A 13,530-nucleotide genomic window follows, 5' to 3' on the forward strand; every position below is an offset into this window, starting at 1 on the left:
GCACCCGTGACCGACGCGCAGCAGACCGAGACCACCCGCCCGTACGCGAGCCCGCTGCTCGCGCGGCACGGCGCCGTCGCCGCGACCGGGCCGGACGCCGGCGTCGCGTGGCACTACGGCGACCCCGTGGCGGAGCAGCGCGCGCTCGCGCGCGGCGGCGCCGTCGTCGACCAGTCGCACCTGGGCGTGGTGCGGGTGGCCGGCCCGGACCGGCACCGCTGGCTGCACGACATCACCTCCCAGCACCTGGCCGACCTCCCGCCGCGCACGTCCACCGAGACGCTCGTGCTGTCCCCGCAGGGGCACGTGGAGCACGCGGCCGGGGTGGTCGACGACGGCGAGGCCACCTGGCTGATCACCGAGCGCGACCACGCGGCGCCGCTGGCCGCCTGGCTGGACCGGATGCGGTTCATGCTGCGCGTCGAGGTCGCCGACGTGACCGACGACTGGGCCGCGATCGGCGAGGCCGTGGCCGGCGAGGGCGCCGAGGGCGAGCCGCTGACCTGGTGGGACACCTGGTCGCGCGTCGCCGCCGGCGGCACCCGGTACGGCCCGCCCGAGGCCGAGCACCCCGGCATGCAGCGCCCGTGGCGCCTGGTGTTGGTGCCGCGCGAGCGCCTGGCCGCCGAGGTGGCCGCCCGCGAGGCGGCCGGCTGGCGGCTGGCCGGCACGTGGGCCACCGAGGCGCTGCGCGTCGAGGCCTACCGCCCCCGCCTGGGCCGCGACGTCGACCACCGTTCCATCCCGCACGAGGTGGACTGGCTGCGCACCGCCGTCCACCTCGAGAAGGGCTGCTACCGCGGCCAGGAGACCGTGGCGCGCGTGCACAACCTCGGCCGGCCGCCGCGCCGGCTGGTGTTCCTGCACCTGGACGGGTCGGTGCACGTGCTGCCCGAGCCCGGCGCTGAGGTGTTCGTGCGCCGCGCCGACGGTGCGCCCGAGGGCCGCGCGGTGGGCACGCTGACGTCGGTGGCCCGCCACCACGAGCTCGGCCCGGTGGGGCTGGCCGTGGTCAAGCGGAACGTCCCGGAGGACGCCGAGCTGGTCGTCGTCGGGACGATCGGCGCCGACGCCGAGGGCGCCGGCGGCGAGCAGGTGACCGTCGCGGCGGCGCAGGAGGTCGTGGTGCCCGGCGACGGCGTCTCGGCCGACCGGCCCCAGCCCCGGGGGCCGCTCGCGCGCGGGCTCGGCGCGCCCGGCGGGCACCAGAGCCTGCTCTGAGGTAGACCGACCGCGTGACCCTGCCCCGCCCCGTGCCCGACGCCGACCCCAGCACCGACCGCAGCCCCGACCCCGGCACCGGCGGCGAGCGCCCCGCCCCGGCCTCCCGCCTCGCCCGCGCGGTCGTCCGGCGGCTGGTGGTGCGGGCGCGGGTGCGCCAGGGCTGGTCGCGCGTCCGGGGATCGTTCTGGCCGATGGTGCAGGCGTCGCTCGCCGCCGGCGCCGCGTACGGCATCGGCAGGTACGTGCTGGGCCACGAGATGCCGTTCTTCGCCGCCATCGCGGCCTGGGTGTGCCTCGGCTTCTCGTTCGAGCGGGACCTGCGCAAGGTCGCGGAGGTCGCCGTCGGCGTCGCCGTGGGCGTGGGCATGGGCGACCTGGTGGTCCACCTCATCGGCTCGGGCTGGTGGCAGCTGGTGTCGGTCATGTTCGTCTCGGCGCTGATCGGCCGGTTCATCGACCGCGGCGCCGTGCTCGCCTCGCAGGCCGGCACGCAGGCGATCGTCGTCGCCGGGCTGCCGATCCTCAGCGGCGGGCCGTTCGGCCGCTGGACCGACGCGCTCACCGGCGGCCTCGTGGCGCTCGCGGTCGCCCTGCTGACCCCGGGCGACCCGCGGCGCGGGCTGCGCACGGCCGGCGCCACCGCCACGAGCGCGCTGGCCGACACGCTGCGGATGATCGCCACGGCGCTGCGCGAGGCCGACGAGGAGGGGCTGCAGGCGGCCCTGGTGCGCGCCCGCGCCGCCGAGCCGGCCTTGCAGGACTGGATGGAGTCCGCCCACAACGCCAGCGACCAGGCGCGGGTGTCGGTCAACCGGCGCCACCGGGACGAGATCGTCCGGCTGGAGAAGCAGGCGGTGCTGGTGGAGCGGGCGATGCGCAGCGTGCGCGTGCTCGCCCGGCGTGCGGCGGTGACCGTGGGGCACGCGGACCCGGCGCTCCTGGACCCGGTCGCGGACCTGGTCGAGCGGTACGCCGTCGGGGTGCAGGAGCTCGCCTCCGCCGTCAGCCGGGGCACGGGCCTGGGCGCTGCGCGCGCGGCGCTCGAGGAGGTGGGCCACGCCGCCGACCCGCACACCCTGGGCGCGGGTGCCTGGGAGGTGCAGTCGCTGGTGATGCTGCTGCGCTCGCCGGTCGTCGACACGCTGGAGGCCGCGGGCGCGACGGGGCAGGAGGCCCGCGCCGCGCTCACCGAGCTGTGACGCCCGCCGGCCCGCCCGGCAGCTCGCCGGGCGGGCCTGCGCCGGGCCGGCGTCGGGCCGGGCCCCTCAGCCGGCCAGCAGCGCCTTCGGCACCGAGGCCGTCACGAGCTGGTTGCCGTCCACCGCCTCGGCGACGACGAAGTCCACGGCGATGCTGCACAGCGCGTAGGCGTCGGCGGGCGAGAGCGCCCCGCCGGTCCGCTCGCGCAGCAGCGCGATCGCCTCGGTGACGGCGACGCGCAGGGCGACGTCGAGGTCCGCGTGCGCACCCATGGCCAGGAGCCGGTCCGGCGTCTCGACGCGCGGCCACGTCAGGCGCAGGTCCTTGCGGACGGTGCACCGGACGGTGAGGGCCATGGAGTGCTCGACGGCGGTCTGGTTGACCTCGCCGTGGCCCTGTGCCCCGTGCGTGTCGCCGACGTAGAGCTGCGCGCCGGGCTGGAACACCGGCAGGTAGAGGGTGGTGCCGGCCACCAGGTCCTTGACGTCCATGTTGCCGCCCCACCGGTCGGGCGGGTTGGCGGAGACGACGCCGCCGGCGGGCACGGCGTCGTCCGGCGGCGCCACGGCCATGATGCCGGCGAACGGGGCGGCCGGGACGCGGATGCCGTGGCCGAACTCGTAGTGCGTGCCCGCCTCGTCGAGCCGCAGCAGCCGCACCGACGGCGCGTCGAGCAGGTCGGGCAGCACGCCGGCCCCGTGCCCGCTGGCGTTGACGCCGTACGGCACCCGCGGGGCGACGTCGAGCACGTCGACCTGCAGCACGTCGCCCGGCTCCGCGCCCGCCACGTGCACCGGCCCGGTGAGCACGTGCCCGGACGCCCCCGGGGTGCGGGGCGTCGCGGCGACCTCCACGAGCTCGGGCAGCACCTCGTCGGCCGCCACGCCCAGCGCCGCGAAGTACGCGAGCGGGCCGCCGGGTGCGGCCGCGCCCGCCTGGTTCACGGCGTCGATGCGCACGACGGCGCCGGAGCCCACCTCGAGCGCCGGCTCCCGGTGCGGCAGGAACCAGCCCCACAGCGCCGTGTCGGGGGTCGTGGGCAGGACGGCGTCGACGGCGAGAGGCGTCGGGGCGGTGCTCGGAGCGGTGCTCGGAGCGGTGGGCGCGGCGGAGGTCGGGGCGGGGCGGGCGGCGTGCGGCACGAGGCCTCCGGGACGTGACGGCGGGGGAGGGACGGCGCCATCCTGCCCGACGCGCGCCGATGGCGGCCCGGCCGGGCCTGGCCGGGCCTGGCCCGGCCGCGGCAGGCACGGGCCCTGGTGGCGCCCGTCGCGGGACGGTACGGTCGCCTGCCATGGAGGTGCCCGTCAGCGCGCTGCGCGCCGAGCTGAAGTCCTGGATCGAGAAGGCGCGCGCTGGCGAGGAGGTGGTCATCACCGACCGCGGCCTGCCCGTGGCACGGCTGACCGGCGTCGCGACGGCCGACCTCGTGAGCACGCTCGTGCGCGACGGCCTGCTCACCCCGGCGCAGGCGCCCCGCCCGGCGCTCGACGCCGCCGAGCCGTCCGACGGCGTGGTCGCCGGTGCGCCGGCCGCGGCCCGCGGCCCGCGCGGCGGGGCGGCGGGCCTCGCCGGGCTCGTGCGCCGGATCCGGCGCTGAGGCCGCCGTGGCCCTCGTCTACTTCGACGCCTCCGCGCTGGTGAGGCTGCTGCTGCCCGAGCCGGGCACGGCGCTCGCGGCGGCGCTCTTCGCGCGCGCCGACGTCGTCGTCACCAGCCGCATCGCCGACACCGAGGTGCGCGCCGCGCTCGCCGCGGGCGAGCGCGGCGGCATCATCAGCGCCGAGGACCACGCCACGGCGCGGGACCGCTGGGCAGCCGTCTGGCCGTCGCTGCACGTGGTCGAGGTGGGCGACGACGTGGCCCGGCGCGCCGCCGACCTCGTCGTCGACTGCCCGGTCCCGCTGCGCTCCGGGGACGCGCTGCACGTGGCCTCGGCGCTCGCCGTCGGGCACCCCGACACCCTCGTGGCCGCGTGGGACGAGCACGTGGCCGGCGCCGCACGCTCCCGCGGCCTGCGAGTGGTCCCGTAGGCTCTCGACCGTGCTCGACTTCTTCCGCTGGGCCGTCGTCCACCTCATCGCGCTCGTCGTCATCGTGGTGGCGGTGATCGCGCTGCTCGATGCCGCGCGCCGACCCGAGCGGGCGTTCTCCTCCGAGGGCAAGCTCACCAAGAACCGGTGGCTGCTCATCCTCGGTGCGGGAGCGCTGTTCGCCCTGCTCGGGCTGCTGCAGCTGATCGGCGTGGTGCTGAACATCGTCGCCATCGCGCCGGCAGTCATCTACTGGGTGGACGTGCGCCCGGCGATCAAGCCGTACGGCACCGGCCGCCCGCGCAACCAGGGCCCGCAGTGGTGAGCGGCGCCGCGGCCCCCGCGGTGGCCGACGGCGCCGGGCTGCTCGCCGAGGTGGTGCGCGGCGACCTCGTGGAGTCGGTGCACCTGGGGCACCTGGTCGTCCTCGCCCCCGACGGTGCGCCCGTGCTCACGGTCGGCCGGCCCGACGCCGTCATCTACCCGCGCTCGTCGCTCAAGCCGTTGCAGGCCGCCGCGATGCTGCCCGCCGGCCTGGACCTGCCCGACCGGCTCCTCGCCCTGGCCGCCGCCAGCCACAACGGCGAGGCGGTCCACCTCGACGGGGCGCGCGAGATCCTCGCCGGCGCCGGCCTCGGCGTCGCGGCGCTGCAGAACACGCCCGACCTGCCGCTGCACGCGCCGTCGGCCCTCGCCTGGCAGCAGGCCGGGCACGGCCCCGAGCCGCTGACGCAGAACTGCTCCGGCAAGCACGCCGCGATGCTCGCCACCTGCGTCGCGGCAGGCTGGGACACCGCGACGTACCTGGACCCGGCGCACCCGCTGCAGCAGGCGGTGCGCGCGGAGGTGCTGGCCCTGACCGGGGACGACCCGGCCGACCTGCACCCCACGACCGACGGCTGCGGTGCGCCGCTGTTCGCCACCTCGCTGACCGGGCTCGCGCGGGCGTTCGCGCGCCTGGCGGCCGACGCCGACGGCCCGGGCGGCCGGGTCGTGCGTGCCATGGCCGCCCACCCCGAGATGGTGGCCGGCACCGGCCGGGACGCGACCGCCGCGATGCGCGCCGTGCCGGGGCTGGCCTGCAAGGACGGCGCCGAGGGCGTCTACGCCGGCGTGCTGCCGAGCGGCGCCGCGTTCGCGTTCAAGGTGCTCGACGGCGCGGGGCGACCGCGCCCGGCGGTCCTCGCCGCGGTGCTGCGCGCCGCCGGGGCGGCCGACGTCGACGGCGCGGACACCGGCGCCCTCGACGCGCTCGGCGACGTGCCGGTGCTCGGCCACGGGCGCCCGGTCGGCGGTGTGCGGGTGCCGTTCGCCGGCGTCGCGGCGGGGGCCCGAGCATGAGGACCGTCGCGTGAGGGCGGTGGTGCAGCGGGTCACCCGCGCGAGCGTCACCGTCGACGGCGAGGTGGTCGGCGCGATCGACCGGCCCGGCGTGGTCGCCCTCGTCGGCGTGACGCACGACGACGGGCCCGCCCAGGCGGACACAGTCGCGCGCAAGATCGCCGAGCTGCGCATCCTGCGCGACGAGCGGTCGGTCGCCGACGAGAAGGCGCCGGTGCTGGTGGTCAGCCAGTTCACGCTGTACGGCGACGCGCGCAAGGGCCGCCGCCCCTCGTGGTCGGCCGCGGCGCCGGGCGACGTCGCCGAGCCGCTCGTGGACGCCGTCGTCGAGCGGCTGCGCGAGCGCGGGCTCGAGGTGGCGACCGGGCGGTTCGGCGCCGACATGGCGGTGGAGCTCGTCAACGACGGGCCGTTCACGGTGCTCGTCGAGGCCTGAGGACCGGGCGCGCGGGCGGGGCGACCGTTGCCGCGCGTGTCACCGTGCGGCAGGGTGCGGGACATGGCGATCCGCTACCCGCGCCCGCTCCGGCCCGGCGACCCCGTCGGCGTCACCGCGCCGTCGTCGGGCGTGCCCGCGCGCCTGGCCGGCCGCCTCGACTTCGCCGTCGAGCGCCTGCGCGCGGCCGGCTACACCGTGCGCCTCGGCGACGCGCTGCGCTCGGACGGCATCGTGAGCGCGCCGGCGCCCGTCCGGGCCGCCGAGCTCACCGCGATGCTCACCGACCCGGCGGTGCGCGGCGTCGTGCCGCCGTGGGGCGGGGAGCTCGCGATCGACCTGCTGGGCCGCCTCGACTGGGACGCCCTCGGAGAGGACCCGACCTGGCTCGTGGGGTTCTCGGACCTGTCCACCCCGCTGCTGCCGCTCACGCTGCGCACCGGCGTCGCCACGCTGCACGGGCACAACCTCATGGACTCGCCGTACGCCGCGCCGACCGGGCTGCTCGGCTGGCTCGACGTCGCCACGGCGCCGCCCGGCGCGACGCTGGAGCAGGCGTCCCCGCGCGTGCACCGCAGCCCCGGCTGGGACGACTGGGAGACCGACCCGACGTCGACCGCCTGGACGCTCGACACCCCCGGGTCGTGGGTGCGGCTCGACGGCGGCGCCGACCCGGACGAGCCCGTCGACGCCGCCGGCCGCCTCATCGGCGGGTGCGTCGAGACGGTCTCGTTCCTCGCCGGCACCGCCTACGGCGACGTGCCCGGCTTCGCCGCCGCGCACGCTCCCGACGGGCTGGTCGTCTACCTCGACGTCTTCGGCTGGAGCGCCAACGACGTGGGCCGCGCGCTGTGGGGCCTGCGGCACGCCGGGTGGTTCGACGCCGCGAACGCCATCCTCGTCAGCCGCACGCGCGCCCCGGAGTTCGAGGGCTTCACCCAGCACGACGCCGTCCGGGACGCCCTCGGCGACCTCGGTGTCCCGGTGCTGGCGGACGTCGAGCGCGGCCACGTGCCGCCCTACCTGGCGCTGGTGAACGGGGCTGTGGCGCGGGTGCGGCACGACGCGACGGCGTCGTCGGTCACCCAGACGCTGGCGTAGGGCGCCCCCGGGCGCGTGCGGGCGCGTGCGGGCGCGTGCGGGCGCGGGCGGGCACGTGCTGGCGCGCGGCGGGCACGTGCGGGCGCGGGCGGGCGCGTGCTGGCGCGGGCACCCGCCAGTTCGCGCCCTCTGCCGCCTCGCCCTGGTCTGCGTCGCCTCGCACTGGTCTGCGTCGGTCTGTTCGGTGAATCGTTGGCTGTTCGGCGGTGCGGGTCACCGATCAGCCCACGAGTCACCGACCAGAACGCAGCGGCGGGGCGGCGGATCGCCGAACAGACCGGCGGAGCGGGCCGCCGAATCGCCGAACAGACCCGCGGAGAACGGGTGGGGCGACGGTCGGGGCAGCACGGGTCCGGTCGCCGGACCTCGGACGGCGCCCTACGCTCGGCGCACGACGACGGAGGTCGTGCCGTGCCCCGACCGAGACCGGTAGAAGAGCTGTCCGCGACGACGTGCGCGGCGGTGACCGCGGGCTGCCTCGTCCTGGCGGGGGTCGTGGTCGCGTCCTGGCCGGGCGACGTGCTCGGGACCCTGCTCCTGCTCTCGCTGCTGGCCAACGCGGGGATGTTCGCGACCGGTCTCCGGGCGGCGCTGCGCCGACGCCGGTCGTCGGCGGCCGACGACGCCGCGGAGGGGAACGGACGATGAGGGCTCTCGGGCTGCTGCTGTTCGCGTCCGCGTTCGCGGTGGTCGCCGCGTCGCTCGCGTACGCCGTGCGGCACCCGCGCCGGCGCGGCGACCCCTTCGAGCGCAGGAGGTGGTGGGGGATCGTCGGCGTCGGCTACTTCCTCGTCGCGTTCCTCTCCTCGCTGGTGCTCTTCAGGCTCGGGTGATGAGACCGACGGCACCTGACGACACTCGAAGGGGATGCGGATGACACGACTGCGTGAGTACGCGCCGACCTTCGCCGGCGCCGCGGCGGCCGCCGCCGGCGGGATCGTCGCCCTGGCAGCCGTCTTCGCCGTAGGCCGCACGCTCGCGCCGTGGGCGACGCTCGGCATCGTGGTCGCCGGGGCCGTGGGCGCCGGGCTCGTCGTCGGCCTCGGCCTACGTCGCCGGCTGCGGCGTCGCTGACCACGTCCGCTTGCGACCACGCTGCGTCCGCGGCGCCGACGACCGACGCCGTGTGCCGGGTGTCGCGAACCGACCTCGGTCGAGGGGGACAGGGTGTCAGGCGCCGCGCCGTCGTCGTCGGCCGGCCACGATCGCTCAGCCGCCCGCGCCGTCGTCGTCGGCGTGGCCACCTCTCTGTTCGGTGAATCGTTGGCTGATCGGTGATCCGGATCGCCGATCAGCCAACGATTCACCGAACAGACCGGCGGAGCGGGGCGGCTACCGACCGGACGGGGGAGTCGCCGGACGGGCGAACCACCGGACAGCGACCACACCGGGCGGGCGACCCACCGAACCGAGGCGGCAGGCGCGCGGGCGACCCGCGGCCGCCGCGCCGACGCGGCAGGGCCGCCCACGCGGCGCTACGGTCGGAACCGACGCCGTCGTGCCTGCGGGCGCGGCGGTGAACCCCGACCCCCGAGCGAAGGAGCAGTCATGGCCACCCGTACCGCACGCACCGCCTGGAGCGGCACCCTCAACGAGGGCTCCGGCCAGGTGGAGCTGACGAGCTCCGGCACCGGCACGTTCGACGTCTCGTTCCCGCGCCGCACCGCCGACCAGGCCGAGGGCGTCACCAGCCCGGAGGAGCTCATCGCTGCCGCCCACACCTCCTGCTTCGCCATGCAGTTCTCCGGGCTGCTCGGCAAGGCCGGCGGCACGCCGGAGCAGGTGGAGGTCACCGCGGACGTCACCGTCACGCCGGTCTCCGGCGGCCTGCAGATCTCGAAGATCGCGCTCAAGGTCCGCGGCTACGCCTCCGGCGTGGACGAGGAGACGTTCCGCAAGACCGCCGAGGAGGCCAAGGACACCTGCCCGGTCTCCGTGGCCCTCAAGAACGTCCCGGAGATGACCCTCGACGTCGAGTACGAGGGCTGACGGCCCGGACCGATCCCCGGCCGTCCGACGGCCGCCCGACGGGCCCGCACCACCGATGGTGCGGGCCCGTCGCCGTCCGCGATGCCGCCGGGGCGGGGCCGACGGCGGGCGCGGACCCGCCCGCACGCGGCGGCCGCGCCCGTGCGACCGGCCGGGCAGGCCCGCACGATGGAGGGGACACCGCCGACGGCGGCGCCGCACGGACCACCGCAGCGAGAGGGGCCGCCCATGGCCTCCGTCGACGACGCCCCCGACGTCACCCGCGACGACGTCCCCGACGACCCCGTCGCGGCCTACCTCCAGGCCCACCGGGAGCGCCTCCTGAACCGCCTCTCGGAGTGGGTGCGCATCCCCTCGGTGGCGGGCGTGCCGGAGCGGCACCACCACCTGCTGCGGTCGGCCAACTGGCTGTCCGGCGCGCTGCGCGACATCGGGTTCCCGGTCACCGAGGTGTGGCCGGGCGACGACGGCGAGGCCGTCTACGGCGCGTGGTGCGAGGCGCCGGGCGCGCCGACGGTCCTGGTCTACAGCCACCACGACGTGCGCGCGGTCAAGGAGGACAACTGGGACCAGACGTCCCCGTTCGACCCCGTCGCGCGCGACGGCCGCCTGTACGGCCGCGGCACCTCGGACGCCAAGGGGCAGGTCGCCGCGCACCTGTGGGGCGTGCGTTCCCACCTCGCCACGACGCGGCGCACCGGGCCCGCGGTGAACCTCAAGCTCGTGGTCGAGGGCGAGGAGGAGGCCGGCTCACCCGGCCTCGCCCGGCTGCTCGACGAGCACCGCGAGAAGCTCGCCGCCGACCTCGTGGTCTTCTCGGACACGCTGCTCTGGCGCACCGACCACCCGGCGGCGTGCACCAGCGTGCGCGGGATGCTGGGTGCACGGCTGGAGGTCTACGGTCCGTACACCGACATCCACAGCGGCGCCGTGTCCGGGGCTGCGCCCAACCCCGCCGTCGAGCTGGCCCGCCTGATCGCGCAGCTCCACGACGACCACGGGCGGATCACCCTGCCGGGCTTCTACGACCCTGTCCCGGAGCTGCCGCAGGAGCGCCGTGACGCCCTCGCGAGGCTGCCGTTCGACGAGGAGGACTGGCTGATCCGCTCCCACACCCGCAGCGTGGGCGGCGAGGAGGGCTACACGGTGCTCGAGCGCCTGTGGGAGCGGCCCGCGCTGGAGGTCATCGCGATGACGGCCGGCGACCCCGTCGGGGTGTCACGGGCGTCAATCCCGTCGATGGCGTCGGCCGACCTCAGCATCCGCACGGTCGCGGGACAGTCGGTGCACGACGTCGCCGACCAGCTGCGCGCGTGGGTGGACGAGCGGGTCGGCGACCGGTTCGGGCACGAGCTGACCGTCTCCATGCCGACCTCCCAGGAGGCCTACCGGACGCCGGAAGTCCCCGCCCTCGACGCCCTCACGCGTGCCATCGCCAGGGGCTTCGGCGTGGACGTCGGCGACGTGGGCCGGATGGGCAACGCCGGCGGCGGGCCGGCGGACCTGCTGGCCACGGCGGTCGACGCGCCGATCCTCTTCTTCGGCACCGGGCTGGTCGAGGACAACTGGCACGACAGCGACGAGAGCGTGCGCATCGACGTCCTGCTGTCGGGGGCCGCCACGCTGGCCCACCTGTGGGCCGAGCTCGGCGCGACGACGCCGGAGGAGGCGGCCGGGCGGGCGGCCGAGGAGGCGACGAGGGCGAGCTAGCCGCGCGCCCTGCCGCTCGTCCCGGCGGTCACTTCTCCTTGGACAGCGGCGGCGTCGTGGCGTCCCGCTCGTCCAGCAGGGCGTCGACCATCTCGAGCACGGCCTGGCGGGTGGTGCGCCGCGGCGCCCAGTCCAGCTCCTCGCGGGCCCGGGCGGCGTCGAGCTGCGGCACCTGCATCGCCATGTCGAGGTAGCCCTCGCCGACGCTGACGAGCCGGAGCCGCCACGCCAGGGCGAGCGCCGTGCGGACCACGGCGACGGGCAGCTCGACCGTGCGGCCGCCGGACAGCAGGTCCGCCAGGTCCCGGCCGGTGAGCACCTCGTCGGAGGCGAGGTTAAACGTGCCGGCCTGCCGCTGGACCACGGCCGCGCGGACGGCCCGGGCCGCGTCGTCGGCGTGCATCGCCTGCAGCCGCAGCCCGGCCGGGAGGGGGAGCACGGGGAAGCGTGGCCGGGTGCCGGGCCCGGACGTCCCGACCAGGCGCACCACGCGCGACGCCAGGACGCCGAGGAAGATGCCCGCCACCTCGGCGCCCGCCGCGGCCTGGAACATCAGCGCCGGACGGAACCGGGTCACGGTCAGCTCGGGGTGGCGCTCCTCGAGCTCGTCGAGCAGCTGCTCCTGCGCCGCCTTGTCCACGGAGTAGTCGGACGTGGCGATGCCCCGGGCGGGCCAGGACTCGTCGACGAGGTGGTCGTCCGCGGGACGGGGGGAGTAGGCGCCGACGGACGAGACGACCACCAGGTGCGGCACCCCGGCGCGGACCACGGCGTCCAGCACCGCCCGGGTGCCGCCCACGTTCACGAGCTTCTGGTACGCGCGGTCGTGGCTCGGCTGGATCGCCCACGCGAGGTGCACGACGGCGTCCGCCCCCGCCAGCGCCTTGTCCAGACCGCCCCGGACGTGGTCGGCCGTCCCCGCGAGGTCGACGCGGACCCACTCGGCCCGGTCGTGCGGGTAGCCGACCGTGCTGCTGCCGTCGGCGCGCGGCACGCGGCGCGCCACCCCGACGATCGACGTGACGGCGGGCTCCTCGGCGAGCGCGCGCAGCACCGCCGTCCCGACGTTGCCGCTCGCTCCCACCACGACGACGCGCATGGACGCTCCTCCCGGCGCCGACGCCCGGTGCGCCGGCGAGCTCGCCTGTGGCGACGCTAGCCCGGCCCGGGCCGCCCCGCGCGCGCGGCCTCGTCGTCCGGGCCGCCGGCCAGGTAGCCGGCGAGCACGCGGAACGACTCGAGCACGAGCCGCTCCACCTCCGCCCGGGAGACGCCCGAGCCACCCTCGAGCCACGCGGCGACGACCCGCTCGACGAGCGCCACCCAGCCCTGGGTCAGCAGCCGGGCCTGCGGCCCCGCGGCCGGCGGGACGCCGAGGCCGGCGGTGACGCGCTCGACGAGCGTGCCGCGCAGGTCGGCGAGCGCGGCCTCCGTCTCGTCGTCGCCCGCCAGCGCGCCCTGCCACACGGCCAGCCACGTGTGCCGGTGCGCGACGACGGAGTCGAGGAAGGCGGTCAGGCGGGCCGCCGCCCGCGTGGTGTCCGGGGCGCCGGTGGCCGGTGCGCCGGTGTCCGGGGCGCCGGTGGCCGGGCCGGCCGGCGGTGCGGGCGGCGCCGCGTCAGTGGTCAGCGCCGCGCGGGCGTCGTCGACGGCGGTCGCGGCCACGGCACGGCGCAGGCCGGCGGCCGTGCCGAAGTAGTGGAAGACCAGGGGCTTCGAGGCGCCCGCGCGCGCGGCGACGGCGGCGGCGCCGAGGCGGTCGAGGCCGTCCGCCTCGGCGACGGCGAGGGCGGCCTCGAGCAGCTCGGCACGGCGGTCGGCGGGGTCGCGACGGGCGGGGCTCACCGGACCAGTGTCCCCCAATTGTTGACCACTGGTCAACGGTGGGCGTACCGTTGTTGACCAGTGATCAACGGCCGATCCCGGCCGGGCGCACCGGCCGGACCGGCCGGTCCCGCTCTCCACGCAGGCAAGGTAGTCAGTGCCCCTCCAGCTCACGCAGGTCCGTGTCGACGGCCGCCGCGAGGTCCTGCTCGCCCCCGTCGACCTCGTGCTGTCCCCCGGCGAGCGCGTGCTGCTCGCCGCCGAGCCCGGGCACGGCCACACGGCGCTCGCGCTCGCGGCGACCGGGCGGCTGCGGCCCGACGCCGGGCAGGTGGCGCTGACCGGCGCGGGCGACCCGGGCGCCGGCGGTGTCGCGGAGCCTGCGTCCGACGCCGCGGAGGCCGCCACCACGGAGGTCGCCGCGCTGCGCGCCGCCACCGCCGTCGTCGACGTGCCCGGCGTCGACGAGCCGGACGAGGCGCTCACCGTGGGCGCGGTCGTGGCCGAGGGCCTGGTGTACGCGGGCCGGCGGGCGCTGCCGCGCGACGTGCGCGCCTGGCTCGCCGACGTGGCGGAACGCTGGGCGCCCCGCTGGGCCGGCGCCGCCGCGCAGCCCACGCCCGACGTCGCCGAGGCCGCCGCCGCAGCCGCCGACGCCGCCGGTGTCGACGC

The 13,530-nt window shown here is 77.4% G+C and carries 16 protein-coding genes and 1 pseudogene; 14 read left to right on the top strand and 3 right to left on the bottom strand.

Annotated elements, in window-relative coordinates:
- Window positions 1-6: 6 nt before the first annotated feature.
- The gene (ygfZ, locus tag GSF02_RS10095; RefSeq protein WP_159795468.1) at window positions 7-1,221 is read left to right on the top strand and encodes a CAF17-like 4Fe-4S cluster assembly/insertion protein YgfZ; all 1,215 of its coding nucleotides are present in this window, start codon (window positions 7-9) and stop codon (window positions 1,219-1,221) included.
- A 14-nt stretch (window positions 1,222-1,235) separates the two neighbouring features.
- A complete protein-coding gene (locus tag GSF02_RS10100) occupies window positions 1,236-2,423 on the top strand; it encodes an FUSC family protein (RefSeq protein WP_235915492.1) in 1,188 nt (395 codons plus the stop codon).
- A 66-nt stretch (window positions 2,424-2,489) separates the two neighbouring features.
- Here the strand turns inward: GSF02_RS10100 and GSF02_RS10105 are convergent, their stop codons facing one another.
- A complete protein-coding gene (locus GSF02_RS10105) occupies window positions 2,490-3,566 on the bottom strand; it encodes an acetamidase/formamidase family protein (RefSeq protein WP_159795471.1) in 1,077 nt (358 codons plus the stop codon).
- A 152-nt stretch (window positions 3,567-3,718) separates the two neighbouring features.
- Here GSF02_RS10105 and GSF02_RS10110 point away from each other — a divergent pair, with 152 nt between their 5' ends.
- From GSF02_RS10110 to GSF02_RS10160, 11 genes are all read left to right on the top strand, one after another.
- On the top strand, window positions 3,719-4,024 hold the full coding sequence (locus tag GSF02_RS10110) for a type II toxin-antitoxin system Phd/YefM family antitoxin (protein WP_159795474.1): 306 nt from the start codon (window positions 3,719-3,721) through the stop codon (window positions 4,022-4,024).
- A gap of 7 nt (window positions 4,025-4,031) precedes the next feature.
- Window positions 4,032-4,457 (top strand): type II toxin-antitoxin system VapC family toxin, encoded by a 426-nt coding sequence (locus GSF02_RS10115; RefSeq protein WP_159795477.1) that lies wholly within the window; start codon window positions 4,032-4,034, stop codon window positions 4,455-4,457.
- A gap of 10 nt (window positions 4,458-4,467) precedes the next feature.
- Window positions 4,468-4,782, top strand: a complete 315-nt coding sequence (locus GSF02_RS10120) for a DUF2516 family protein (protein WP_159795480.1) — start codon at window positions 4,468-4,470, stop codon at window positions 4,780-4,782.
- Complete coding sequence (locus tag GSF02_RS10125; RefSeq protein ID WP_159795483.1) at window positions 4,779-5,798, top strand: asparaginase; 1,020 nt, start codon at window positions 4,779-4,781, stop codon at window positions 5,796-5,798. Before GSF02_RS10120 ends, GSF02_RS10125 begins: the two co-directional genes overlap by 4 nt.
- Window positions 5,799-5,808: 10 nt before the next feature.
- The gene (dtd, locus tag GSF02_RS10130; RefSeq protein ID WP_069984002.1) at window positions 5,809-6,234 is read left to right on the top strand and encodes a D-aminoacyl-tRNA deacylase; all 426 of its coding nucleotides are present in this window, start codon (window positions 5,809-5,811) and stop codon (window positions 6,232-6,234) included.
- 63 nt (window positions 6,235-6,297) lie between these two features.
- The gene (locus GSF02_RS10135; RefSeq protein ID WP_159795486.1) at window positions 6,298-7,335 is read left to right on the top strand and encodes a S66 family peptidase; all 1,038 of its coding nucleotides are present in this window, start codon (window positions 6,298-6,300) and stop codon (window positions 7,333-7,335) included.
- Window positions 7,336-7,797: 462 nt separating this feature from the next.
- Complete coding sequence (locus tag GSF02_RS10140) at window positions 7,798-7,983, top strand: hypothetical protein (protein WP_159795489.1); 186 nt, start codon at window positions 7,798-7,800, stop codon at window positions 7,981-7,983.
- Window positions 7,980-8,168, top strand: coding sequence for a hypothetical protein (locus tag GSF02_RS10145; protein ID WP_159795492.1), 189 nt, complete (start codon window positions 7,980-7,982; stop codon window positions 8,166-8,168). Before GSF02_RS10140 ends, GSF02_RS10145 begins: the two co-directional genes overlap by 4 nt.
- 40 nt (window positions 8,169-8,208) lie before the next feature.
- Window positions 8,209-8,409 carry a hypothetical protein gene (locus GSF02_RS10150; RefSeq protein WP_159795495.1) on the top strand — a complete coding sequence of 67 codons (201 nt, stop codon included), beginning with the start codon at window positions 8,209-8,211 and terminating at the stop codon, window positions 8,407-8,409.
- A 474-nt stretch (window positions 8,410-8,883) separates the two neighbouring features.
- Entirely contained in the window at window positions 8,884-9,324 is a 441-nt protein-coding gene (locus tag GSF02_RS10155) for an OsmC family peroxiredoxin (RefSeq protein WP_159795498.1), read from the top strand.
- A 228-nt stretch (window positions 9,325-9,552) separates the two neighbouring features.
- Window positions 9,553-11,034: a M20/M25/M40 family metallo-hydrolase gene (locus GSF02_RS10160; protein WP_159795501.1), complete on the top strand. Its 1,482-nt coding sequence runs from the start codon at window positions 9,553-9,555 to the stop codon at window positions 11,032-11,034.
- A 28-nt stretch (window positions 11,035-11,062) separates the two neighbouring features.
- Here GSF02_RS10160 and GSF02_RS10165 read toward each other — a convergent pair whose 3' ends face one another.
- Together GSF02_RS10165 and GSF02_RS10170 are read right to left on the bottom strand one after the other, a co-directional pair.
- Complete coding sequence (locus GSF02_RS10165) at window positions 11,063-12,133, bottom strand: NAD-dependent epimerase/dehydratase family protein (protein WP_159795504.1); 1,071 nt, start codon at window positions 12,131-12,133, stop codon at window positions 11,063-11,065.
- Between the two features lie 56 nt (window positions 12,134-12,189).
- A complete protein-coding gene (locus tag GSF02_RS10170; protein WP_159795506.1) occupies window positions 12,190-12,879 on the bottom strand; it encodes a TetR family transcriptional regulator in 690 nt (229 codons plus the stop codon).
- Window positions 12,880-13,015: 136 nt separating this feature from the next.
- Here GSF02_RS10170 and GSF02_RS10175 point away from each other — a divergent pair.
- Window positions 13,016-13,530: pseudogene (locus tag GSF02_RS10175) on the top strand (hypothetical protein); the annotation flags it as partial.

It is taken from the genome of Puerhibacterium puerhi, from assembly GCF_009846865.1.
Taxonomy (GTDB): Bacteria; Actinomycetota; Actinomycetes; order Actinomycetales; family Cellulomonadaceae; genus Puerhibacterium; species Puerhibacterium puerhi.